At 41.7% G+C, this 25,195-nt stretch carries 19 protein-coding genes; 13 read left to right on the top strand and 6 right to left on the bottom strand.

Going from position 1 to position 25,195, the window contains the following annotated elements:
• Positions 1-249: 249 nt before the first annotated feature.
• Positions 250-1,137, top strand: a complete 888-nt coding sequence (locus JK130_RS02240) for a PEP-CTERM/exosortase system-associated acyltransferase (protein WP_246587668.1) — start codon at positions 250-252, stop codon at positions 1,135-1,137.
• Positions 1,138-2,421: 1,284 nt separating this feature from the next.
• On the opposite strand, the gene JK130_RS02235 is transcribed toward JK130_RS02240, so the two are convergent.
• The 3 genes from JK130_RS02235 to JK130_RS02225 form a co-directional block, all read right to left on the bottom strand.
• On the bottom strand, positions 2,422-3,438 hold the full coding sequence (locus JK130_RS02235; protein ID WP_218352587.1) for an NAD-dependent epimerase: 1,017 nt from the start codon (positions 3,436-3,438) through the stop codon (positions 2,422-2,424).
• A 12-nt stretch (positions 3,439-3,450) separates the two neighbouring features.
• Positions 3,451-4,725, bottom strand: coding sequence for a Vi polysaccharide biosynthesis UDP-N-acetylglucosamine C-6 dehydrogenase TviB (gene tviB / locus JK130_RS02230; protein ID WP_218352586.1), 1,275 nt, complete (start codon positions 4,723-4,725; stop codon positions 3,451-3,453).
• A gap of 84 nt (positions 4,726-4,809) precedes the next feature.
• Positions 4,810-5,580 carry a S1 family peptidase gene (locus tag JK130_RS02225; protein WP_246587667.1) on the bottom strand — a complete coding sequence of 257 codons (771 nt, stop codon included), beginning with the start codon at positions 5,578-5,580 and terminating at the stop codon, positions 4,810-4,812.
• 184 nt (positions 5,581-5,764) lie between these two features.
• Here JK130_RS02225 and JK130_RS02220 point away from each other — a divergent pair, with 184 nt between their 5' ends.
• The 12 genes from JK130_RS02220 (at position 5,765) to JK130_RS02160 (ending at position 20,997) form a co-directional block, all read left to right on the top strand.
• Positions 5,765-6,622 carry a ThiF family adenylyltransferase gene (locus JK130_RS02220; RefSeq protein ID WP_218352585.1) on the top strand — a complete coding sequence of 286 codons (858 nt, stop codon included), beginning with the start codon at positions 5,765-5,767 and terminating at the stop codon, positions 6,620-6,622.
• A gap of 299 nt (positions 6,623-6,921) precedes the next feature.
• On the top strand, positions 6,922-7,680 hold the full coding sequence (gene pepA / locus JK130_RS02215) for a flocculation-associated PEP-CTERM protein PepA (RefSeq protein WP_246587666.1): 759 nt from the start codon (positions 6,922-6,924) through the stop codon (positions 7,678-7,680).
• Positions 7,681-8,107: 427 nt separating this feature from the next.
• Positions 8,108-8,863: a flocculation-associated PEP-CTERM protein PepA gene (pepA, locus tag JK130_RS02210; RefSeq protein WP_218352584.1), complete on the top strand. Its 756-nt coding sequence runs from the start codon at positions 8,108-8,110 to the stop codon at positions 8,861-8,863.
• A gap of 475 nt (positions 8,864-9,338) precedes the next feature.
• Complete coding sequence (pepA, locus tag JK130_RS02205; protein ID WP_218352583.1) at positions 9,339-10,094, top strand: flocculation-associated PEP-CTERM protein PepA; 756 nt, start codon at positions 9,339-9,341, stop codon at positions 10,092-10,094.
• 468 nt (positions 10,095-10,562) lie between these two features.
• Positions 10,563-11,318, top strand: coding sequence for a flocculation-associated PEP-CTERM protein PepA (gene pepA / locus JK130_RS02200; protein WP_218352582.1), 756 nt, complete (start codon positions 10,563-10,565; stop codon positions 11,316-11,318).
• A 530-nt stretch (positions 11,319-11,848) separates the two neighbouring features.
• Positions 11,849-12,601 (top strand): flocculation-associated PEP-CTERM protein PepA, encoded by a 753-nt coding sequence (pepA, locus tag JK130_RS02195; RefSeq protein WP_218352581.1) that lies wholly within the window; start codon positions 11,849-11,851, stop codon positions 12,599-12,601.
• Between the two features lie 487 nt (positions 12,602-13,088).
• On the top strand, positions 13,089-13,844 hold the full coding sequence (gene pepA, locus JK130_RS02190) for a flocculation-associated PEP-CTERM protein PepA (RefSeq protein WP_218352580.1): 756 nt from the start codon (positions 13,089-13,091) through the stop codon (positions 13,842-13,844).
• Between the two features lie 181 nt (positions 13,845-14,025).
• Positions 14,026-14,562 (top strand): acyltransferase, encoded by a 537-nt coding sequence (locus JK130_RS02185; RefSeq protein ID WP_218352579.1) that lies wholly within the window; start codon positions 14,026-14,028, stop codon positions 14,560-14,562.
• Between the two features lie 90 nt (positions 14,563-14,652).
• Positions 14,653-17,238, top strand: coding sequence for an XrtA/PEP-CTERM system TPR-repeat protein PrsT (gene prsT / locus JK130_RS02180; protein WP_218352578.1), 2,586 nt, complete (start codon positions 14,653-14,655; stop codon positions 17,236-17,238).
• A 98-nt stretch (positions 17,239-17,336) separates the two neighbouring features.
• Positions 17,337-18,404 carry an acyltransferase family protein gene (locus tag JK130_RS02175; RefSeq protein ID WP_218352577.1) on the top strand — a complete coding sequence of 356 codons (1,068 nt, stop codon included), beginning with the start codon at positions 17,337-17,339 and terminating at the stop codon, positions 18,402-18,404.
• Between the two features lie 332 nt (positions 18,405-18,736).
• The gene (locus tag JK130_RS02170; RefSeq protein WP_218352576.1) at positions 18,737-19,843 is read left to right on the top strand and encodes an acyltransferase family protein; all 1,107 of its coding nucleotides are present in this window, start codon (positions 18,737-18,739) and stop codon (positions 19,841-19,843) included.
• Between the two features lie 197 nt (positions 19,844-20,040).
• Complete coding sequence (locus JK130_RS02160; protein WP_218352575.1) at positions 20,041-20,997, top strand: sulfotransferase family protein; 957 nt, start codon at positions 20,041-20,043, stop codon at positions 20,995-20,997.
• A gap of 403 nt (positions 20,998-21,400) precedes the next feature.
• On the opposite strand, the gene JK130_RS02155 is transcribed toward JK130_RS02160, so the two are convergent.
• From JK130_RS02155 to JK130_RS02145, 3 genes are read right to left on the bottom strand one after another with little or no spacing between them, the layout of a single operon-like run.
• A complete protein-coding gene (locus tag JK130_RS02155; RefSeq protein WP_218352574.1) occupies positions 21,401-22,897 on the bottom strand; it encodes a hypothetical protein in 1,497 nt (498 codons plus the stop codon).
• A gap of 44 nt (positions 22,898-22,941) precedes the next feature.
• The gene (locus tag JK130_RS02150; RefSeq protein WP_218352573.1) at positions 22,942-23,901 is read right to left on the bottom strand and encodes a glycosyltransferase; all 960 of its coding nucleotides are present in this window, start codon (positions 23,899-23,901) and stop codon (positions 22,942-22,944) included.
• 8 nt (positions 23,902-23,909) lie between these two features.
• Positions 23,910-25,190, bottom strand: coding sequence for an O-antigen ligase family protein (locus tag JK130_RS02145; RefSeq protein ID WP_218352572.1), 1,281 nt, complete (start codon positions 25,188-25,190; stop codon positions 23,910-23,912).
• Positions 25,191-25,195: the final 5 nt, after the last annotated feature.

Below are 25,195 nucleotides of genomic sequence, written 5' to 3'. Positions count from 1 at the left end.
TAGATTACATTCTGGTCCTGACTTTACGCGCTATACGGCCATCGCAATCCCCGCCAACCTCTTTTACGATTACAACACAGGTATAAATACAGATACTCATAATAGTCTATAGTGTAATGAATATTGATGGGAATTTAAGCATACTGGGTCCAGACTTAACGTAGAGCTTATACGTACTGCTTTAGCGTCAAAAGGGCCATGCACGGATTGCATGGGTGTGGATTAAAATTTACTTCAGTAGTTTTCTTTATGGCTAATAGACAAACAATTATGAACAATCTTACCCGCCGGGTAAGCAAATCAAAATTAGGTAAGCTGTTTAAAGGTTACCAGCAACTACGAGAGGCAAATTATATTTCATCGCACTTTGGCTCCTATTTAACACCGGTTATGGCAGACTCGCACGAGCTTCGCGATTCGGTATTTAAAATTCGTCATAAGGTGTATTGTGAAGAATTAAAATTTGAACCTGTAGCGCCCAATGGTCTTGAAATAGACGAATTCGATCATTTTTCACGACATTGCTTAATTCGACATCTTAATAGCAACGCGCTGGCAGGCACTGTTAGAATTGTGCGCCCGCAGCGCGATCATGAACAGCTTCCGATAGAAAAATACTGTTTAAATTCTATTACCCGACAAGACCTGAACCCCAGTAACTTTGCCCGACAAGACATTTGTGAAATTTCACGTCTGGCAGTACCGGCTGAGTTTCGTCGGCGTCAAATGGACCGCTTTGCTGGCGCCGCAACCGGTGTAATTAACCAACAAGCCTACTCTGAAACCGAAATGCGCTGTTTTCCGTTTATTGCGGTAGGTTTGTACTTTGCCGCTGCCGCTACCGGTATCGAAAGTAATATTGCCCATGCGTTTGTTATGATGGAACCCAGACTGGCCCGCAGTATGAGTTTTGTAGGCATTAAGTTTGAACAAATTGGCCCGGTGGTAGACTACCATGGCAAACGTGCGCCCTATTACATCAACCGCGAATTACTGATGAATAACATCAAGCCAGGTTTTGCTTTAATGCTTGATTCCATCAGACAAGATATTCGACATCAACTACCCGCCACTGAAACGTTTTTTGACCAGGAACTTAAGCCACTAGGCGAACCGCTTAATCGCATGGCGCTTTAGAGCAGTTTTAATATTGCACATTTAATGTACAACGCAAGGATAGACACTTAATACCAAACGCAACCCAATCAAGAGGTGTGCCTGGCTTTAAAAAAGCGTGCACCTTAAGGTCAGTTCACAAATTTTGTATGCTAATTGAAACGGTTGCAATCTTTGTATCTAACGAATCATTTTTGAATTTTCAAAAATCAGCAGCCTATGATGTATCGCTACATCATAACTTTAAAACTAAACGGCTTTAATCGGGCTGTATAAAACACTTCATTCTATCGCCTTAGAACAGGGCGAGTTTCTCTAATATTTTTATCGGTGCCCGAGCCCTTGCACACAGATAACTATAGACAGCAAGCCTGTAACTATTACTTCAGCATTTTGCGCCAGGCTTATTGATCTGTGCTTGCAATACACCTGAGACTGCTAATAAATAGAGCCAATAGTTGCATAAAATAGTGACTGTCCAAGAATATAGAAAGTGACTGTCCAGTGTTCATCCTAAATAGTGACTGTCCACTGCTCAGTTACCTGCTTACCAAATAGTGGCTGTACATATCTAAAATGTTCGCAACACATCCTGAGTCAGCCAATAATTAAAACCAATGGTTGAATATAGAAAGTGACTGTCCAGTGTTTAAAAAGTGACTGTCCACTACTCAGCTTGCGCCAGGCTTATTAATCTGTGCTCGCAAGACACCTGAGACTGCTAATAAATAGAGCCAATAGTTGCATAAAATAGTGGCTGTCCACTGGCCCGTTAAATGTGACGGCCCCTTAAATGTGACGGCCCCTTAAATGTGACTGTCCAGGAATATAAAAAGTGACTGTGTTGATTCTTCATCTAAATAGTGACTGTCCAGGAATATAGAAAGTGACTGTCCACTGCTCAGCTTTTTGCGCCAGGCTTATTAATCTGTGTTCGGAACACATCCTGAGACAGCCCATAAATATAGCCAATAGTTGCATAAAATAGTGACTGTCCACTGGCCCGTTAAATGTGACTGTGCAGGAATATAGAAAGTGACTGTCCAGTATTCCCAACCCTCCCTGCTTACCAAACAGTGGCTGTCCATATCTAAAAAGTGACTGTCCGCTGGCCCGTTAAATGTGACTGTCCAGTATTCCCACCAAACAGTGGCTGTACATATTTAAATAGTGACGGTCCACTGCTCAGCTATAAAGCATTTATACACCGGCACAAAAAAGCCTGCTTTTAACGTTAAGTCAAAAGCAGGCTTTGAATGCTATTCAAACTTAAGGCTGATGATTCAATCAGCCTTCCTTTGTTTGTTAAACCTTGTAGTAATCTTTGTACCACTCGACAAAATTATTGATACCGGTTTCGATGGTGGTAGACGGACGATAACCCGTGTCATTTACCAAGGCTTCGACATCGGCGTAGGTATCTGGCACATCGCCTGGTTGTAGTGGTAATAATTCTTTTTCGGCTTTTTTACCTAATGCGTTTTCAAGGGTTTCAATATAGGTAAGAAGCTCGACTGGGGTTTGTGCCCCAATGTTATACACTTTCCACGGCACCTTACTTGAACCCGGATTGGGCTTTTCGCCACTCCAGTTCGGGTCAATTGCAGCGGTCGTATCTAAGGTGTGAATAATACCTTCTACAATGTCATCGATGTACGTAAAGTCGCGGCGATGCTTACCATGGTTAAATACCTGGATTGGCTTGTCTTCCAAAATAGCTTTGGTAAACAGGAACAGCGCCATATCAGGGCGACCCCACGGCCCATATACCGTAAAGAAACGTAAACCTGTAGTTGGCAGGTTATACAGATTACTGTAGGTGTGCGCCATCAATTCATTCGCCTTTTTACTGGCGGCGTACAATGACATTGGATGGTCAACATTGTCTTCTACGGCAAAAGGCATGTTTTCGTTAGCACCGTAAACCGAGCTAGACGATGCATACACCAGATGCTTAATTTTGTTATGGCGGCAACCTTCTAAAATATTCATAAAACCGACAATATTAGAGTCGATATAGGCATGAGGGTTTTCTATTGAGTAACGTACCCCTGCCTGAGCCGCCAGATGCACGACTTTATCAAACTTTTCATCGGCAAAAAGCGTTTCCATGCTGTCGCGATCTTCTACCGACATTTTAACGAAACGAAATTTGTCGGCGCTGGGCAACGCTTTAATACGCTCAAGGCGCGCTTCTTTAAGCGTTGGATCGTAATAGTCGTTCAGATTATCCAGGCCTACCACTTCATCGCCGCGCTCAAGCAAATACATTGAGACATGCGAGCCTATAAAACCTGCCGCACCGGTAACTAGCACTTTCATTTTACCAATTCCTTATAAGCGAATATCTACGCTTGATTTATCAAACATGTATTTTAAATCGAATATTACGCTATTTGGCTTACACAACGCGCGCAAATCGTCTTTAGATAGCGACTTAAACTGATGATGACCTACTGCGGCAATGATCGCGTCGTATTTACCTTGTTCGGGGGCATCTACCAGCTCCAGGCCATATTCATGACGCACTTCATCAGCATTGGCCCACGGATCGTAAATATCCAGATTTACATTGTATTCTTTTAGCTCACTGGCAATATCGACCACTTTGGTATTACGAATGTCCGGGCAGTTTTCTTTAAACGTAATGCCCAGCAATAAAACGTTACCGCCGTTCACCATAATTTGCTTTTTGAGCATGGTTTTTACCAGCCGAGAAACCACGTATTCGCCCATTTTATCGTTAATACGACGTCCCGCTAAAATTACGTCCGGGTGATGTCCTAATTCTTCAGCTTTGTGGGTCAGGTAATAAGGGTCAACACCAATACAGTGACCGCCTACCAGCCCGGGTCTGAAGGGCAAAAAATTCCATTTGCTGCCAGCCGCTTCAAGCACCTCTTCGGTATCAATGCCAGCTTTATCAAAAATCATTGCTAATTCGTTAATTAAAGCAATGTTCAGATCGCGCTGGGTGTTCTCAATAACCTTGGCTGCTTCGGCCACTTTAATCGACGACGCCTTGTGCGTACCTGCTTTAATAATCTCTAAATACAACGCATCCACTTTGTCAGCAATGTCGGGGGTGCTACCCGAGGTCACCTTTACAATAGAGTCGAGCCGGTGGGTTTTATCGCCCGGGTTAATACGCTCGGGGCTGTAACCTGCAAAAAAGTCTTTGTTGTAGGTTAAACCAGACACTTTTTCAATAAGTGGAATGCAGTATTCTTCGGTCGCCCCTGGATACACGGTAGACTCGTAAATAACCACACTGTTGGCGCTGATTACTTCCCCAATCATTTCACTGGCTTTGTGCAGGGGGGTCATATCGGGTTGTTTGTTGCGATCAATTGGCGTAGGCACAGTGACAATGATCACATCGCATTCAGATAAGTCGTGCTTATCAGCCGTGAAGCTTAGTTGCTCTGCACCTCGCAATTCTTCTGAAGACACTTCCAGAGTATGGTCAGTTCCATTTTGAAGCTCTTCTACCCGGCGGGTATTAATATCAAAGCCCACGGTGGGCCGATATTTTCCAAACGCTACCGCCAAAGGCAAGCCAACATAGCCTAAACCTATGACTCCAATCTTTTTAAATTCTACTGACATACAAATACTACGCTCATTTTTTAATGATGTTTGCATACTTTATTATGCAAAGAAACGATATTATCTAGCTAAAGGGTATGTGATTTACTCTATAGGAATATTATGTTTTTTGGCTAATGCATAAATGTGTTCAACCGGAATGGCATAGGTAATGCCGCTCGGGTTACTAATAGCCGATTCTTTAGTTTGCTTAACAAATACCTTATTAATTACTGCAAATACTTCACCGCTTTGGGCTAAATACACCGGACTTCCACTGTTACCGGGGTAAGCAACAATATCCAGCTGATATATCATGAACCGGTTACGCAATCCCTGCAAGAATCGTTCAGAAATTTGCTGACTATTTTTAGCCGCTGTTATGCTAGGCGTGAAAGCAGCAATAATGCCTTTGTGCGTAGCAGCGTACAGCCCTAATATGCCCCCCATTGGGTAGCCGGTTGTAGCTATGGTGGTGCCGTCGGCAATTTGTTGTTGATCAGCCAATTTCAGTGCCGGAAGTTTTTCGGCAATTTTTAGTATCGCCAAGTCATGTTCGGCGTCTTCAAACACATCAGTGACCTCGATAATTTTGCCCCGTCGACCCTCGCCATAAAACACAGCACGACGATACTTCAAATCTTCCTGACCTTTGGCGTTAGCAACATGATCGTTAGTCACCACGTAATGGCCATCTCCGATTACAAAACCGGTGCCTATAAGCTGATGACTCACCGTGGCTAATGGCGCAACGCGCCCTACCCCTACCACAGACGGTTTAATTTTTTTTACCTGATCTGGCAGCCCAGCGCTGTAGGCCAGAGTACTGACAAACAGCCAGCTGATAATAAGTGTAGATAACAATTTGTTTAACAAAAACTTACTCCTTGTTCAAAACATCGGGTTATCTGTTTAGATGCACAAAATTATATTGCGTTAAAGTGCTATAGTATGCATGAATAACACCTTAATACATACCTAACCATGCAGGCGAAATTCGTCACAAGGGTGGTAAACCCTTTATAATAATGCAAACGGTTTTAAACAAAGAGATTCAGACGTGTTTGATTACGATGTAGCATTCTCGCGAAATATTGGCTGGGTCACCGAGCAAGAACAGGCAGAATTACGCAATAAACGTGTCGCGATAGCAGGTTGCGGCGGCGTAGGCAGTTTGCATGCGCTTACTCTGGCACGCCTGGGTATTGGCAAAGTCAACTTATCAGACTTCGACGAATACGAAGTACACAACTTTAATCGTCAGGCCGGTGCGTTTTTATCCACGGTGGGCCAAAACAAAATGGATGTGATGTCGACCATGTTGCACGACATCAATCCAGAAATGTCGTTACGCGAATTTGGTGACGGGGTTAACGAAGAAAACGTAGACGCTTTTTTAGAAGATGTCGATTTGTATGTCGATAGCCTTGATTTTTTTGCTCTGAAAGCGCGCAAACTGGTTTTTCAAAAATGTTACGACAAAAACATACCGGTGGTTACTGCTGCACCATTAGGTATGGGCTGTGCCATTTTATGTTTTATGCCCGGCAAAATGACCTTTGAAGAATATTTTCGGTTTAACGACAAACAAACCGAAGAGGGCCAGCTAATTCAGTTTCTTATAGGTTTGTCGCCTGCCATGCTGCAGCGCAACTATTTAGTCGACGACACGGCCGTGAGCTTTAAAGAACGTCGCGGCCCTTCTACGCCTATGGCAGTTAACCTGTGTGCAGGCATGGCCCAAACCTATGCATTAAAAATTTTGCTGAATCGGGGCAAGGTAGAATGTGCGCCTTACGGGCTGCACTTTGATGCCTATCGCAATAAGCTCACCCGCACCCACTGCCCAAGAGGTAACCGTGGACTTATTCAGCGTTTAAAATTTACTATTGCGAAGCGCATAGTCAGCGATGATTAAATGGCCTGAGACTCCATAAACGCTGACATATATCTTAATGGTCCCTCTAGTGTAAGTAACCTACTCTGCTACCTGGCAAACCATGCATTGCCCACAATGCATAGCCAGGCAGCGTAGGTTGCCCATTGTCTACAAGACTGTCAGCTTTTATTACACACCTCCATTCATCTTTGTCAGGTTTTTTTACATATCCCATTTTTAGCTCTAATTTTATTCTCACTTTCAACAAGTTAAACCTTGGTGCTAATTATGCTTAACGAGCATCAGGTATGTTGTACTTCAAAACGGACTGTGGAGATATGATGAGATTTACAAAAACGATTAAAACACTGGCGTTAATTGCAGGTATTGCTGCTTCTTTTGCAAGCAACGCCGACTTTCTTGATTTTCAGATTGCCGAAACCCCTTATGGCGGCGAAATCATCACAGCCGATAAGTTAAATGGCGGCTACACCGAAATTATTAACTTTGATAATGCCGGTAATTTTACTGCGGTAGCCTTTGCATCGATGAACCAGCTTTTTGGTAACGACGGTACGGCAAACAGTTCACAGGTTGGGTCGGTCGTGGGCGCCAATTACAATTTATATGCCACCTTCTCAGCGTCTGGGCGCGTGGTGGTACCGGGTGAATTCGGGTCTAACTCTTCTTTAAAAGGTGAAGCCGGGTCTTTTTCTTTGTTCTTAGACAAAAACCAGGACACTGCGGCTACCGACCTGGCCACACTAACGCTGAGCAACACCGCAGATGATGAACTATTAGGTTTTAGCAACATGTTGGGTGAAAACGCTGGGTTGCTTTACGGTTTTGGCGGCGTGTTTGATTTCATGTTCCATAACTTTGAACTAACCGCACAAGGCGATACTTATTTTGTCTCTCCAATGCCGTTTTACATGAGCGTAAGGGTAGATGGCGATTTAGATAATATCCCTCTTGAGGGCGAGCAATTTGTAACAGGCGACGTAAGCGCAGTGTTCGATGTTCCAGAGCCTTCGACTGTTGCGGTGTTGTCTTTAGGCTTATTAGGCTTAGGCGCTACTCGCCGTCGCAAGTCATAAGCTGCCAATAACTAGCGGCGACAAACGTTTATTATAACAGGCGACCAGAAACGGTCGCCTTTTTTGTTCCCATCTACACCTATAGCATACTAATTTAATAACAATCGATGCCGTCTCTTGTATTAACCGTAGACCTTACCTTCGCAGGCATAGGTTAAACTGCTTTTAAACGCCAGTTTAACCTATGCTGCGCAAAGCAACTTAGCATTTGCGGCCACAAAATTTGTGTGCAGCCTTTATATAGCTAAATTATTGGTAGCAGTGCCATAAAAAACCACCCAAAAGTGTCAACAAAATTTACACGGCGATCATTACTAAAGATATTAATATATCAAAAACATGAACTTATAATTTGGCACGGCTAGTGCATTACCTATGTCAGAAGCTTATTGAAGCAACACTCAAATTGGAATTTGGAATTCAAAATATGAAACTTAAAGCATTAGTTAAATCTTTAGCCCTTACTGCTGGTATCGCAGCGTCTTTTTCTAGTCAGGCTGACTTCCTGGACTTCCAGGTTGACGAAACTCCTTATGGTGGTGAAGTTGTTACTGCTGATAAACTAAATGGCGGTTACTTTGAACTAATAAGCTTTGACGGTGCCGGTAACTTTACTGCTACAGCGTTTGCTTCTATGAATCAATTGTTCGGTAACGAAGGTACTGCTAACGGTTCACAAATTGGTTCAGTAGTGGGTGCTAACTACAACCTTTATGCAACATTCACAGCAAACGGCACAGTGATGACTCCTGGAGCTGAAGGTGCAAACTCATCTTTGCAAGGTAATTCAGGTTCATTCTCTTTGTTCCTTGACCAAAACCAGGATACGACTGCTGATGTAACAAACCCTCTTAACCTTTCTAACACTACAGACGATATGTTGTTAGGTTCAAGCAGCGACCTGGGTCGAAACATCGGTTTGTTGTATGGTTTCGGCGGTGTATTTGACTTTACTTTCCGTGACTTCGAACTAACTGCAGACGGCGATACTTACTTTGTATCTCCTACTCCTTTCCACATGACAGTTCGTGTTGACGGTGACTTCGACACCATACCTCTAGAAGGCGAGCAATTAGTTACTGGTGACGTAAGCGCCGTATTTGATGTGCCAGAGCCATCAACTATTGCTGTATTGTCACTTGGCCTGTTAGGTCTTGGTGCTACCAGCCGTCGTAAATCTTAATTTTACGAAACGCTATTAAAGAAAGGCGGCCTTCGGGTCGCCTTTTTGTTATCTGAAGATATAAACGCCGGTCACTGCTAACCTTAGCCTCTATCGCAAATTGCGGTGCGCAGCTACCCTGCTCTGATTATAAAGGCTACCTAAGCAGACCGCTGGCTCTACTTAATACCACGAAAACATTTTTATAGCATCGGGCATTCTTCTTTATGTCTTGCTAGCCACGCCAATTTTACCCATTGGCCGCTTCGCACAAACGTAGGTCACCCGAGGGTTGTTCGCTATTACCTGAATAGTATATACCTACTAACTCTTCAACAAATGCTAATAATAAAGTGTCAACAAAATTTACACTATACTTTAGATCAAATTTTATAATCTATAGAAAACAAGGTGTTACACTTTGGCACGGTTACTGCTATCTAATATCAGAGGCTTATTGAAGCTTCACTTCACATTGGAATATGGAGTTCGGAATATGAAACTTAAAACATTAGTAAAATCTTTAGCACTTACTGCTGGTATTGCAGCATCTTTCTCAAGCCAGGCTGACTTTCTTGATTTCTCAGTAGACGAAACCCCTTACGGTGGTGAAGTTGTTACTGCTGATAAACTGAATGGCGGTTACTTTGAATTATTAAGCTTTGACGATGCTGGTAACTTTACCGCTACCGCTTTTGCGTCTATGAATCAGTTGTTCGGTAACGACGGTACTGCTAACAGCTCGCAAATCGGTTCTGTAATTGGTGCAAACTACAGCTTGTATGCAACCTTTACTGCAACTGGTACCGTGATGACTCCTGGTGCTCAAGGCGCTAACTCATCATTGTCAGCACAATCTGGTTCGTTCTCGTTGTTCTTAGATCCTAACCAGGATACTACTGCAGACGTGAACTCACCTTCAGACTTGTCGATGACTTCTGACGACATGCTGTTAGGTTCAAGTTCTAACCTGGCACAAAATGTTGGCTTGTTGTATGGCTTCGGTGGCGTGTTTGATTTCATGTTCCGTGACTTCGAACTAACTGCTGACGGCGACACTTACTTTGTATCACCTACTCCTTTCTACATGAGTGTACGTGTAGACGGTGACTTCGACACCATTCCTTTGGAAGGTGAGCAACTAGTTACTGGTGACGTAAGCGCTGTATTTGATGTGCCAGAGCCATCAACTATTGCTGTATTGTCACTTGGCCTGTTAGGTCTTGGTGCTACTAGCCGTCGTAAATCATAATTTTACGAAACGCTATTAATTAAAGAAAGGCGACCTTCGGGTCGCCTTTTTGTTATCTGAAAATCCAGCCCCTTACCTTACCCCTTAACCTTAACTTCTGTAACGAGTGTCAGCGACCAAGTACCTTGCGCTGGTTAAGAGTACCTAGGCAAACTGCTCTACTCCATTCCATACCAATTTAATATTTTACACCTTTGGGTCTTTTGTTTGTGCCTTGTTGGCCACGTTAGTTTTACTGATTGCTGATTTGCACAAAAGTATGTCACCTGTTGCTGCACCCCCCTTTAAAATACTAATCAGACTTTTAACAAATGCTAATGATAAAGTGTCAACAAAATTTACACTATACTTTAGACCAAACTTTATAACTCATAAAAAACAGCATCTTACACACTGGCACGGTTACTGCTATCTAATACCAGAGGCTTATTGAAGCTTCACTTCACATTGGAATATGGAGTACGGAATATGAAACTTAAAACATTAGTAAAATCTTTAGCACTTACTGCTGGTATTGCAGCATCTTTCTCAAGTCAGGCTGACTTTCTTGATTTCTCAGTAGACGAAACTCCGTATGGCGGTGAAGTTGTTACTGCTGATAAACTGAATGGCGGTTACTTTGAATTACTAAGCTTTGATGATGCCGGTAACTTTACCGCAACAGCCTTTGCTTCTATGAATCAGTTGTTCGGTAACGACGGTACTGCAAACAGCTCACAAATTGGTTCTGTAATCGGCGCAAACTACAACTTGTATGCAACGTTTACTGCCACTGGTACTGTGATGACTCCTGGTGTAATGGGTTCTAACTCATCATTATCAGCAGAATCTGGTTCGTTCTCGTTGTTCTTAGATCCTAACAAAGATACGACTGCAGACGTGAACTCACCTTCAGACTTGTCGATGACTTCTGACGACATGCTGTTAGGTTCAAGTTCTAACCTGGCACAAAATGTTGGCTTGTTGTATGGCTTCGGTGGCGTGTTTGATTTCATGTTCCGTGACTTCGAACTAACTGCTGACGGCGACACTTACTTTGTATCACCTACTCCTTTCTACATGAGTGTACGTGTAGACGGTGACTTCGACACCATTCCTTTGGAAGGTGAGCAATTAGTTACTGGTGACGTAAGCGCCGTATTTGATGTGCCAGAGCCATCAACTATTGCTGTATTGTCACTTGGCCTGTTAGGTCTTGGTGCTACCAGCCGTCGTAAATCTTAATTTTACGAAACGCTATTAAAGAAAGGCGGCCTCAGGGTCGCCTTTTTTATTTAGGTTAACTGGTACGCTTCTATACCGCTTTAGTCGCCTTTGTTCGCTATCCAAACGTCGTCCTTTCAAGCTCTCTCAAAAGCCATTACCTAAAACCGTGTTTTATCCATACACTCCTATCAGTTAACTTATATAAATACAGTCTTGCCTAATTAATCATTCATAGCTCTACATTAAACGTTTTGGTCGTCCTTTTTGTTGTACGAAAACCATGCGGCGATTCACCGCTTCATCCAGTTTTGGTAAACCTGAATATCCTCTACCGATATTCTTATCTATTGTAGTAAGACCTGCCCACCCAGCTATGTCATAACGCCTACGTCTTTCGCGGCGGGCTCTCCAACACTGTCGATTTATTTTACACATTCATTTTGCTCAAAAATTAACCTAATACTTTTTAGTTACTTAAGGTTTGGCACTAGTAATGCAGTACTAGATTAGGGCTACTTCAGCCTGTCATGTGAGATACGGAGATAGTTATGAAAATCAAAACATTGGTAAAATCTTTAGCTTTAACAGCGGGTCTTGCTGCAACGTTTGCGAGTCATGCTGACTTTCTGGATTTTCAGGTTGATGAATCGCCATACGGCGGCGAAGTTATTACCGCCGATAAATTAAATGGCGGTTTTACTGAAATAATCACGTTTGACGATGAAGGCGGTTTTATGGTGTCTGCCTTCGCCTCAATGAATCAGCTATTTGGTAACGATGGCACGGCTAATAGTTCGCAGATAGGTTCGGTTATCGGGGCTAATTACAATCTATACGCTACCTTTACCGCAACAGGCACTGTGATGACACCGGGGGCCATGGGGTCTAATTCATCACTTTCTGCCCAAACCGGTTCGTTCACGCTGTACCTGGATCCTGAACAGGATACGAGTGCCCTGGACGTAGAATCACTCACCCTGAGCAATAACAGTGATGACCTTGTGCTAGGCTCCAGCAACTCAATAGGTAGCAATGTGGGCCTGCTATTCGGGTTTGGTGGAGTGTTTGACTTTATGTTTAACGAATTTGAATTAACGCAGCAGGGCGATACTTACTTTGTATCTCCTAAGCCGTTTTATATGTTTGTAAACGTAGATGGCGACTTTGATACTATTCCGTTAGAAGGCCAACAAACCATCACTGGGGATGTGAGTGCGGTATTTATCCCCGAACCTTCAACACTGGCTATATTAGCTTTAGGACTGATAGGCGTTGGCGCAACCCGCCGTCGAAAATGTTAATGACGAAGGTTAGTTTATATTGCACAATAGGCGGCTACCAGGCCGCCTATTTTATGGCATAATAAAAAATGGCTCACATTAGCCGCCTTCTTTAACATAGGTATTGGTAAGTACGCTTTTTATAACCACCCTGCAGACCAAAATCCCTTTGTCCCCACCTTATAACCTTTAATACACTTGATTAAATCCAATACTTTTTAATTTGAAAAAATACAAAATAGTGCTATACCACCCTATTTTAGTAGCCTATATCAATTTCACTTGTTTCCACACCAGCTGCTACAAGCGGGACAAGTTATAAAAACAAGTCTGAAAAGCTCACTTTTCAACCTATTTGGTGTCAGAGTAATTTACACTTTTTTACATTCATTTTTTCGCAATAAACAAAACTCTGAGGGTATCAACGACCTATAAAGTTGGTACTCCACGTGCATAGGGTTGTGCAGGGTTTACTACAAGCTCTTCACATTGGAATATGGAGAAAGTAATGAAAATTAAAACATTGGTAAAATCTATCGCACTTACTGCTGGTCTTTCGGCTTCTTTTGCTAGCCAAGCTGACTTCCTGGATTTCGAAATTGACGAAACTCCATACGGTGGCGGAATCGTTCAGGCTGATAAGCTAAATGGCGGCTATACCGAAATCATCAACTTTGATGACGAAGGTGGTTTTACCGTTTCTGCATTCGCTTCAATGAACCAGTTGTTTGGCAACGGCGGTACTGCTAACAGTTCACAAATCGGTTCAGTAATTGGCGCTAACTATAACCTTTATGCAACGTTTACTGCTGAAGGTACGGTAATGAGCCCTGGCGCAATGGGTTCTAACTCTTCATTATCTGCAGATACTGGTTCTTTTTCTTTGTACCTTGATGCCGACCAGGATACTTTTGCTAACGACGTAGCAACATTAGATTTAGCGAACACTGCTGATGACATGCTGTTAGGTTCAAGCCAAACTATCGGCCAAAACGTTGGTTTGCTTTACGGTTTCGGTGGCGTGTTTGATTTCATGTTCCGTGACTTCGAATTAACTGAAGATGGCGATACTTACTTTGTATCTCCTACTCCTTTCTACATGAACGTTCGTGTAGATGGCGACTTTGATAACATTCCTCTAGAAGGCGAGCAGCAAATTACTGGCGACGTAAGCGCCGTATTTGATGTACCAGAACCTTCAACTATTGCTGTATTGTCACTTGGCCTGTTAGGTCTTGGTGCTACCAGCCGTCGTAAATCTTAATTTTACGCACGCCATAGTTTAAAAAAGCGACCTTCGGGTCGCTTTTTTTGTGGCTTTCAGTTTTCAAATCCTCAGCCTTTAAGTAAGACTGCCGCTAGATTTAAAGTTACCCACTAATAAAAGATTAGCCGCAAGCCTGACAACACTATAAAATAAATCCCCCATACATTTCTAAACAGACATGATGCGCGAAACAGTATTTCTCACACTCGCAAACTACTTACCTCGCTTTAAATTCTTTGATAAATCACGACATCGGCTTCTTTCGTTAGCAGGTGTGGTAATAGAAGGCGCCTGCCAAATATGGGCACCTATTACTATTCGTCCTATTGGTGGGGCAAAGAACATTACAATAGGAAAAGGTTCGTTTTTAAACACTAACGTTCGGTTCGGTGTACCCGAAGAAAAAGTAACCATTGGCAAAAATGCGCTTATTGGTCCAAATACTATGTTTGAAACAGCAAGTCATGGGTTAGTCCATGATGAAAAAACAGGTCGAGGCACCAGTTCTAAGCCTATAACCGTAGAAGACGAAGTGTGGATTGGCGCAGGTTGTATCATTACTCAGGGCGTAACAATTGGAAAAGGTGCAGTAATAGCAGCGGGTTCTGTAGTGGTAAAAGATGTTATGCCCAGCACCGTAGTAGGTGGTGTTCCTGCAAAATTTATTAAATATACTGATCCGTCAAAGCAGCAAGGATCATCAACGCCTATTTAAATATAAAACTTTCATTCTGGCGTATCTTCTTTAACTTTATTGCCAAACCGCTTAAAGTGCCTGTATATCTTCATTAAAAAGTCCTTATTTATGAAAAAAACATTTACTAAAAAAATACTGATTGCCGCACTGCCCCTGGCTCTTATGGCCGGTTGTGCCGAACAAACCATCGAAGAGCAGCTTTCTCAGGCCCGCACCTCTATTGAAAATAATGAATATCAGCAAGCCTTGATAGAATTAAAACAAGCTATTCAAGAGGCACCTGACAACGCAGAGGCCCGTTTACTGCTGGCCCAGGCCTATTACAAAATGGGCAGTATGGAAAATGCCGTCAGCGCGTTTGATAAAGCCATAGAGGCCGGCGAATCACCTGTAAAGTTTTCTGACAGTTACATCGGTGCTACTTATGCCTATGCCAATAATGATGCTACCTTGCACACTATCGAGCAACTTGAACAACGCGAGGGTTTTGAAGCTTCTGCATTTGTAAAAATTATCGAAGCATTAGTACTAGGTCGTCAGGGCGATAAACAAGCAGCTCAGTCAATAATTGACAAACTTGATAAGAGTCAGCTGGACGAACGTGACGCCACCTTACTTACCCTGGTAGATCAGTTTGTAATCAATCCTAACAGTGCCGACGAACAGGCTTTGGCTGACGTCGAAAAGAAGCAGTCGAACGACTGGGTTACCCGTACTCTTATTGCTGAAATTCAATACGGCATGGGGGCAACCGAAGCCGCGCTGGAAAACTTTCAGCAATTGCTTGAAGACAAACCTGCCTTTTTACGTCTGAACTTTAATATTGCCGAGTCGTTAATTCGACTAGAGCGGTTTGATGAAGCCACTAAGTATATTAACGAAATTTTAAATCGTTATCCTAACCAGGCAATGGCAAATCAGCTTGCCGCTATTGTGGCGTTGGCTGATGAAGACTTTGAAAAAGCCTCTAACCATATAGAAAAAGCGCAAAACGGAGGATTACAAAGCCCGCTTACTGCCTATGTGGCAGGTATGACCCATTTCAAGCTGAAAAACTACGAACAGTCTATTGCTAACTTAGAGCGCATCGTAAATCGTGTACCGGCTAACCACCCCGCCAAACAGCTTTATATTGCCGCTAAGCTTGAAACCGGCGCCAGCAACGACGCATTAGAGATATTTGACCGTAGCCCCGAAATGATAAACGACAATGCAGAGCTGTCGGTTATCACCAGTATGCGTCTTATAGGTGATGGTTTTTCTAAGGGTGCAAACCAGTTGCTGTCTCAAATTGATGGCGAGAGCATCAAAACTGAACAACAACGTCAGGAAGTGGGCTTATTTAAACTGATTTCGGGTGACCAGTCAGGCTTAGACATGGTGCGTCAATCCTCTAACCGCATTTTGGCGCAAGAAGCTGAAGGTAACACTAAACAAGCCAAACTTATTCTGCTAACCCTTAAAGTGAACGAAGAAGGCGAAGACGCCGCCAGAGAAAAGCTTGAACAATGGCAAAACGAAGAACCTGACAACGTCGATAATTATTTGATTGCCGCAGAGTTTGAGAAGTATCAGGGCAACTACGATGCGCTAGATGCAATATATAAAAAAGTAAGACAACTTGATAAAGACAATATATCGGCGCTTAATCATGAAGCCATGCGTACGATGGAAGCCCAGCAGTTCGACCAGGCATTTACTCTTTTCACCGACGTTTTGAACAAAGCCCCTAACGATGAACAAGCGTTAAAAGGTGCCTATTTAGCTGCGCAGAACAGTAAGAATTCAGCAGATAAAACAAAACAACTGCTTGATCAGGTAACCACTGCCGAAGATTCACAACAATACACCAAAATGTATGCAAATGTACTGACCGGTAATTTCGACGAAGCCATCGACATTGGTAAAAATGCAAATTTCCCGATACAGACTAAACCTAAAGCTGAGTTTTTGCTTGCGCGCTCGTTTTTACAAATAGGTGAACATGCCAAAGCTGAATATCGTTTAAACAAGCTGATTGAAAATGAAATGTCGACACCGGCAGTTCATTATATGCTGGCACGCACGCAAACCCTGCAAGGGGCCAACGATACAGCCATGCGTACATTACAGCCGTTAATTAACAACAACACCCCGGTAACAACCCAGGCGATACTTCTGGCTGCCGATATCTACCTGGCTAAAAAGCAACCTGACGAAGCAAAAGCCCAATTGGACAAACTGAGCGAGCAGCAAGCTCAGTCGCCTGCAGTTAAACTGTTACAAGGTAAAGTAGCCCTTGCCAGCGGTAATAGCAGTGAGGCGGTAAATAACTTACGGGCAGCGTATGAAGCCTCGGCCAACAGCCGAACGGTTCAGGCACTGTATCAGGCCCTGAAAGAACAAGGTAACCAGCAAGAAGGCTTTACGGTATTAAAACAGTATCTGGCTAACCAGCCAGCTAACAGCAATACCCGTGAAATGTATGCCAGCGAACTGGCCCGGGCCAATAATCAAAGTGAGTCTATTGCGCAATATCGCAAGGTAGTTGAAGCAAACGCACAAAACTGGCAGGCAATGAATAACCTGGCATGGCTGCTAAACGAACAGGGTCAGCAAGATGAAGCCTACAAATGGATTCAGCAGGCTTTGAAGGTTAAACCTAATCAAAAAGCTCTGATAAATACTAAAAAAGAGATTGAAGCGAAGATGTAATCAGATAGCCCGGCACTTACCGGGCTTTTTCTTATCGCGTCATATAATGTAAACTTAATTTATTTTGTATCTTAAAGAAGTACGTAGCGAGCAGGATTTTGTCAGAAAATATTAAAAGATCGTTTACTGTAGGTGAGGAAAGACTGCCAGGGCTCGATTTAGTCAGAGTATTAGCTGTTTATTTTATCATTTTGAGTCACGCGGGTTTTACGACATTTCGGGGCATCGGCGTACCATTTCTTTTAGCACTTTCTGGCTTTTTAATCACAAGATCGTTACTCAAAGAATTCGATTTACAAAAAGCGGTAAATACAAAAAGGTTTTGGAAAAATCGATTTTTGAGAATTGCACCTGCCTACTATACATTTATTATCGCAGCATACGTGTTAGATACCGTAATTCTTGGCGATACATGGGATCATAACTTAATCCTTTTCGCGGCTACCCACACAGTCAACTATTACAACGCACTATTTGGCCATGGTTCAGGTATGGTGGCGCATTTATGGACGCTATCGACTATGGAGCAATTTTATCTGATTTATCCATTAGTTCTGCTATTTGCCTTTAAAATAAATAGGCCTGTACAGGTGATTGTAGGTACGATAATTCTTAGTATCATGTGGCGAACAATTATCTACACTGATATCGTTCCGATTGAACATAAAATACCGTGGATCTATAACGCGCTTGATACACGTTTTGATTCACTTTTAATAGGATCTCTTGCAGCATTTCTTTTATCTAGAAAACCCTACTCTTCATTCTCGTTGCCTTCTTTCGGTTGGCTGCTTATTCTTTTACTAGCAGGGGTAAGCCTTAACATTTCGACGTCTATCCAGGCGTTTCACTATACAGTAGGCTTCACTTTCGAAGGAAGCTTAGCAATAGCGATTATGCTATGTATTATGAAACTATCAGAAACCCCCTGGTTAAAGCTTGCAAACGCACGTTTAATTACAAATTTAGCTAAAATCTCTTATCCAATGTACTTATATCATCCAATTGGTCTCGGCGTAGGATTCAAGTTTTCCGATAATATGTTTATTGGGATGATTATAGGTACTGCTTGCACTGTAATTCTCGCTACGCTTTCCCTCATTATAATAGAAAGGCCGTTTATGAAGCTAAGAATGAGACAGAAAGTAACTGGAGCATTTCGCTAACCACACAGGCTTTAACCCGCAACGTTTCGGAAACCTCACTAACTTAGTGACTTACCCCATGCGTTGCTATAAAAAACTGTTGACGATACCCGTATTGCTTCTGGACTGTACACAGACTGACCAGTATCATCCAAAACTTATAGTCGAACGACAATACCGATTAGAACACAACATGACTCCAACTGACGCAGTATGAATCAACGCAGCTTATTGCTAATTAAATTAGATCGGGGCAGTGATAGATTTTACGTATATTAATGTTTCGTTTTGGAACAACAAGCTTTGCACAGTATTTTTAATTTTGATAATATAAAACTTCAAAGGACGATCTTTTGTACGAAAAGTTAGGTGCCCGAATCCATTATCTGGATACGATGCGGGGCATTTTGATGATTCTGGGCATCGCATATCATGGTGCTGAGATTTACAGCCCAGAGGCAGTGCTGAAGGTGGTAAACCCGCACACTAGTGTTATTATGCATTATCTTGTAGATAGCATTCATCTTTTCAGAATGCCTGCCTTTTTCGTGGTTTCCGGCTTTTTTTGTTATCTGACCCTGGAGAAATACGGTGTCAGTCGGTTTTTAAAGCTACGCCTCGCGCGTATCGCTATTCCGCTAATAACCACCATATTCACCCTCAACCTTGCTATGTATTTTTTATTAGTAAATACAGGTTGGATGGAACTCAGCCTCGCCGATTTTTTCAGCTCAGGCCGTTATATCAATCACTTATGGTTCCTGATTGACCTTATCTACTTTTTTCTGATAACTGCTCTGCTTCACCAATGGGGCGTTATTCAAAAACTGGTTAACCTGGTCTCTTCAATAAAAGCTTTTAACTACGTTCCATTCTGGCTTCTGGTCTTTGTTTTGCCCTTTGTAACCCTGGGTATCATGTCTTTAAATAAACTTGGCGTTCCTATCTATGTTCGTAAATATGGTCTGTTTACGCCCTATAGCTTACTTTACAACTTTGTCTTTTTTGCATTCGGTTATGCCATCTCCATGCGGCGGGAAATCTACCATTCCTTCACCGGGTTAAAACCTATTTACAGCGGTGCAATTCTTGGTGCAGCACTGTATATTCCCTATATGCTGTTGCCGGCATCATGGGGCCTACCGACTATTATCGCAAAGGAGTATGGTTACCTACTAGCTCAATGGTGCAGTGTTTCGCTGTGTTTTTACTTTTTCTCTAAGTTTCTCCCCAATCATTCTAATATATCCAGAAAGCTTTCTGATGCTTCCTATTCCATATATCTGTTCCACTTTCTGGCACTCATGCTCATCAGCGTTTACATGGTGAAACTGGCTCCCCCGCCACTCTTAGGTTTTGTAATTAGTTGCGTAGCGGTATTTCTAACTACATACCTCTTACACCGTACAGTGATATTGAAGGTCCGCTCTCTGAGTTATCTATACAATGGAAAGTATTAGATATACATATTCTATTACTCTAATATCTGATACTCTTTATTTTATAAGTTTAAAAGAGCTTGGAAGACAGCCGGCTACGTGTGATAGGTATTAAATACAAGTACCTTTATCAATATTTTTTTATAGCTGTTTCTGTGAAAAAATATGTTAGCTGAGCTTGCTATATAACCCATGGATGAAACGGAGTTTATGTGACTATGGAAGTTACCCCCATCTTTGTAATTGGTTCCGCTCGCTCAGGAACTACGATGCTCGGAAAATTGTTATCGTCAGATGCATCTTTCTTTAATTACCGTGCAGAAACACTGCTTATGACAGTTTGTCGTAAACGTTACGGCGATATCTTCAACTCTATTAGCAGAAAAAAAATTTTTTTAAATGATTGGTTTAGCTCACGTCAATTTGTTCGCTCCAATCTTTCAGAGAAAGAGTTTGAAGAGGTTTTAGAAAAAAGCGTTAGTTACCCAACATTATTAGTTAACTTCTTGACTGAAATGGCTTTGAAAGATAATAAAAAGTACATCGTAGACAGCACTCCTGCAAATATACATTTTGTGAATCAAATTTCTAAGGTATGTCCACAAGCGAAGTTCGTCCGTATTGTGAGAGATGGTAGAGATGTTAGTCTTTCTCAGGAGAAATTAGGTTGGGTAAACCCACCATCGCCTTTCCGGTCAAAAGCAGATAAATTAAATTATACTTTAGTAGCGTGGGGTATTACTAATAGCAAAACTTCGCTTGAGACTGAAAAAAATGTTTTAACTATAAGATATGAGAATTTTTTAAGTGACCTTGAAAAAGGGGTGGCTACGCTCTCCAGTTTTCTTGACACAGAAAGCACTAATTATGATTTACAGACTATCCTTAACCCTACACAACCGAATAGTGCTTTTGGTCGTTTGGGCCAGGACCACAATCGTTCGGCTTTAGCACGCTGGAAAAATATTGAACCAGAATTGGTAAAAGAATTTACTTTTGGATGCCACAAATCCCTAAAGAATTTTGGATATAGTAATTCTAAACCTAGTTACAGTTTAAAAAATATGCTTAGGTACACAATATTTTCAACTCACTTCCGTTTGAAAAATCATCTGACAAAGTATCACATTTTCGCTAGCAGAACCTCGGAGACATTAGAGATAAATAAAAAGTAAACTCATTGTACAATCACATCAATCGACAATATAAAACGTCTTAATTGAGAGCAATCTGCGCGCTTGTAACTACCTCTTCAACAAGCTAAATCTAGTGAGGAAAATCACTGAAAATTGGATTGAGATTTATTACAAGGAGCCGACGCATAACTCACCCAATGATATAACACTTGCGGAGTATAGAAGCGCCGCATGTATATTCTCCGAAATAGCTGTGTTATTAACAGTGTATTTACACAAATAATGTAACCCTCGCCAAACGTTAGAGAAATATAAAAAATCTTGAAAGCTTTACCTTTAGATAGTGAGTTTATTTTAAGAATGAAATTCTCTAATAATTGAAAAATAAAAAAGCTGAAAAAGATAAATTAAACTTTTCCAGCTTAAAAATAAAGAAATTAGTTTACCGCTGATAACCCGCCAAGCCCTCGTAATCTTTTGCGAACCCTGTTAAATTTCCTTCCTTATCAACAATAAAGTCGGATTGAGTTCCAGTTAAATTTGGTTGGTACGTTTTCATTATTTTTTCCCCCCAATACCTCTGATTATTGTTTACTACAACATTTCCGTCTGAAAAATAACCATTCTGTCCTTTAAATCGGATCCAACTCATACCATTGACTAATGTGTTTCTGTAAATATGTGAGTTGTAGTGTTTACCATCCCATGATTTCTGATTAGCCCATAGAAGTGCCATTCCACGTTTGTTTCCTTCGGCTATAACAATTCTATTCCATGCAACTTCGTGATCATGAGGTATTTCAGGCGATTCCTTACCATAACCTACACAAATGCCGCCACTTCCAATATTTTCGTAAGCGTGATTATCTCTTATAGTAACAAAGCTTGTTGTGCCTTTTGCCCAGAATCCGCATGCATTATCACTATTTGAAGCGTAATTGCCTTCAATCAAGACATAGCTAGAATAGTAGATATCTACATATGAGCCATTACCACGGCCATTCATAAAGCCATCATGTTTATTATCTTTGTATAGGATATTTTTTTTATGATGAGATCGGTTTGATATAAAAACACCGGCGGGATTATCATTACCTTTTGTACCCATCCCGTGATTCGAAAAACTATTATTCCACCATGTGGCTCTTGTTACATCACCAATAGCCCAAAAAAAATGTGCGTTTTTAACGTCCTGCCGTGAGTTTTTCCAGTTTAGATCCGCAACATACAAATCTTTTAGGCTCCCCACATCGGTAAAAATCTTGGAACGCGATGAGTCGATTACAGCTTGTTCGCCGGGAAAACCAATTAAGCTAGGGGTTTTCGTATCTGCATCTAAAGCAATATTATTGTTCGCCCCATCGTCTCCAATTAAAGAGTATTCACCTCCTCGAAATACGACTATTTTATTGTGATAGTCAGAATTGTCTCTATCATTTTGATACCAATCTTCAATATCTTCTAATGGTTGATCGATAGTACCCAGCTTACGTCCTTCATAACCATCCTGGATAAATAAAAATTTACTGTTATCTACCTTTACGGACCATCTAATGTCGGTATTATTCCCTACTTTATCCTTTACTCTTACACGAAATGTTGTCTCGAAAGATGACGCTGTTTCAGGTTTCCACGAAACGATGCCGTAGTTTTCGTCAGCTTCACTTCGTCCAATAGTAGCACCTTCTGGCCCTTCAATTAATTGATATGTAAATGGCCAAGCGCCGCCTTGGATGCCGATGGGGATTCGATATATCATACCCGTATGCGCCCATCTATGTCTGGCCACATCTCTAGTTTCACAATCTGGTCGAGGGTATACCACATGCATTGGCATTTTTGCTTCGTAAGTCCATTCCTTCTTACTTTCAGCCGCAAAAGACGGTTGAAAGACTAACATTGCCAGGGCTACGGCTACTATTTTCTTAAAATATGGCATAACTGCACCTTACGAATATGCATAAATTCGAGTATATAAAAAGTTCAAAGTGTGGCGAACACATTTTGTTTGGCATTGACCTGAGTGGTATTATAGTCCGATTTGAATTGTAAGATGTGTTCATCAATATCAGTACGCAACGCTATATCAATGGCGATATTCAGATCAATACTATTATTTTTAGTATAAAATGCGGCTTTACCAAATAAGTCTTTATTGACCTTAGTATCGGAAAGAATAACTTTTTTGTTCGCTGATATTGCTTCGTATGCCCCACACACCAGACAGTCCTCCCTCGTAGTCAGATCTAAAATAACTTTTGCATCAATCACTAAACCTGCGTATTCATCCTCAGCGACGAAGCCCGGCAGTTTAATATTTTCTGGTAAAGAAGCTACCTCGTTTTCAGTGAAATACTTTTTGTAGTTCCCAGAAAATACGAAGTTAAGATCTTTTCGCTCTTTCGCTACCTGTAAATACTCATGGATAGGTTCATCTTCAGCCCATGAACAGATAACAAAAACAAAATTGTCTAATCCAAGTGATTTTGGCTTCGCCAGATTAGGAAGAGGATCGGTGAACACTACCGCCGTTACGTTATGAGTTTCTAGATAGTGCTTTAATTGTTCGTTAGTTACGATAACAACATCAGCGCGTTTCAGAAGAAAGAGGTTTAACCAGTTTAGCGTTGCTATTCGCCCTTCTTTGGGTCGCACCCCTGCGTTATGAGCATCAATAACTAGCTTAAACTTGAAAAATAGTTTTAGTACAGCTACGACAGCAACCAAAACTATCGATGGGTTTTGCGCAAAAACAATATCGTAATGGCTTCGACGTAAAGCTTTAAAGGTGTAACTTATACATTCCAAGTATCTGGATACCCCTTTCTTCGAAGTACACAGCTCAATATAATCGGCCTCAAATACAGCCGCCATTGAGCGATTTCTCGGTTGTCGTTCCCAGGTTATCCAGGCTTTGTTTGTATTTACTGCTTGTGAACTCATATGAAAGGTTACGCTTTTCTGTTGAAATTTTCCTGAATGGCAAATTTAAGTGCTGTTTGAAGGGCAATTGAAATCCAGAGGAATGGATAGTAACCAATGGTTACAAACTGCCCAGCGATGACAAAACCTATTATTCCTATCTTAAGCCCCTGCCAGGCAGCTAAATAATAAGGCCCAATATCTCGGTTCGAACCTAATTTTAGTGGTAGACGACGTGTTAGCGAAAGTACGATAATTAATATATAGACTCCCAAGCCTAGGAACCCTGCATCAGTACCTACCTGAATGAAAATATTGTGGGGAAGCTGCGCATATCCGTATAGCACGTCTTCGGGATAGTGATCCTGAAAGTACGGTCTGAAATTGAAGTATCCCACCCCCAATACAGGATGGTCTTTCATCATTTCCCAACCATTCTCCCAATATAATGTGCGTTGAATAGATGACTTGTCCTCTCCAATTTCGGTGAATCTAAGCTTCTGTTCAGCAGGTAAAACCTGCCACCCCAGCCAAGCCAAAACCGCTATAGATATAAAAATTTTTGGTTTAAATATTTGCCGCCAAAACATTACCAGTAACTGAACAACCAGAGCTATCTGAGCTCCGCGGCTACTTGAGCCGAGTATAGTCAAAATGGGGCAGATCACGGCTGCCATCAAAAGATATTTCTCCCATACACGGACATCTTTTTTATATGTTCTGTAGAAAAAATAACTTATGGGGAAAAGAATCAACATCAAAACTGCTAGCTCTCCGGAATTCTCAAAATATCCTGACGGTCCTTTCAAGCCCCAACTAGTAAAACCAAATCCCCGAAAAGCAAAGTTTCTGGCTGTACCAAATGCAATCTTTAAACTACAAATAAAGAACACAAGAAAAAAGATATAGAATCTTTCTTTCGTAGAAACTAAGGAGGTGATGAGAAAATAGATAACTACCCATTGCATAAATAGAATATAAAATTCCAAGCCCCAAGTAACCTCATAAGCGCCTGCAATAGAAAGATGAATTATCAGCGTAAAAAGTAAAACCAGAAAATGCATTCCTGAGAAATTGAACTTTGCTTTATTGTCAGCAAAAAGCCCCAGGAAGCTCAGTACAAGAAAAGCCTGCGCCCACGGCAGTATATCTATAATAGGGAAAATTTCTTGGGGCCGAGCATATTCAATAAATAAATAAGCGCAAATACTTTTAAACGCCAAAGATTCGGATTTGAAATAGGTCCATAGATTTTTGACTTTCAAAAAGACAAAGTCAGTGTCCTTGAGTTCCGTTGCCTGGGTTTTCATATACT

It is taken from the genome of Alteromonas lipotrueiana, assembly GCF_019249245.1.
GTDB classification, from domain to species: domain Bacteria; phylum Pseudomonadota; class Gammaproteobacteria; order Enterobacterales; family Alteromonadaceae; genus Alteromonas; species Alteromonas lipotrueiana.
This window is presented reverse-complemented; position numbering and strand designations above follow the sequence as displayed.

Coding starts and splice junctions, on each gene's coding strand:
- pepA (WP_218352583.1), top strand. CDS start 9,339: ATGAAACTTAAAACATTAGTAAAATCTTTAGCACTTACTGCTGGTATT.
- tviB (WP_218352586.1), bottom strand. CDS start 4,725: ATGTCAGTAGAATTTAAAAAGATTGGAGTCATAGGTTTAGGCTATGTT.
- JK130_RS02155 (WP_218352574.1), bottom strand. CDS start 22,897: ATGCCATATTTTAAGAAAATAGTAGCCGTAGCCCTGGCAATGTTAGTC.
- JK130_RS02185 (WP_218352579.1), top strand. CDS start 14,026: ATGATGCGCGAAACAGTATTTCTCACACTCGCAAACTACTTACCTCGC.
- pepA (WP_218352581.1), top strand. CDS start 11,849: ATGAAAATCAAAACATTGGTAAAATCTTTAGCTTTAACAGCGGGTCTT.
- pepA (WP_246587666.1), top strand. CDS start 6,922: ATGATGAGATTTACAAAAACGATTAAAACACTGGCGTTAATTGCAGGT.
- JK130_RS02145 (WP_218352572.1), bottom strand. CDS start 25,190: ATGAAAACCCAGGCAACGGAACTCAAGGACACTGACTTTGTCTTTTTG.
- prsT (WP_218352578.1), top strand. CDS start 14,653: ATGAAAAAAACATTTACTAAAAAAATACTGATTGCCGCACTGCCCCTG.
- pepA (WP_218352580.1), top strand. CDS start 13,089: ATGAAAATTAAAACATTGGTAAAATCTATCGCACTTACTGCTGGTCTT.
- JK130_RS02235 (WP_218352587.1), bottom strand. CDS start 3,438: ATGAAAGTGCTAGTTACCGGTGCGGCAGGTTTTATAGGCTCGCATGTC.
- JK130_RS02150 (WP_218352573.1), bottom strand. CDS start 23,901: ATGAGTTCACAAGCAGTAAATACAAACAAAGCCTGGATAACCTGGGAA.
- pepA (WP_218352584.1), top strand. CDS start 8,108: ATGAAACTTAAAGCATTAGTTAAATCTTTAGCCCTTACTGCTGGTATC.
- JK130_RS02160 (WP_218352575.1), top strand. CDS start 20,041: ATGGAAGTTACCCCCATCTTTGTAATTGGTTCCGCTCGCTCAGGAACT.
- JK130_RS02240 (WP_246587668.1), top strand. CDS start 250: ATGGCTAATAGACAAACAATTATGAACAATCTTACCCGCCGGGTAAGC.
- pepA (WP_218352582.1), top strand. CDS start 10,563: ATGAAACTTAAAACATTAGTAAAATCTTTAGCACTTACTGCTGGTATT.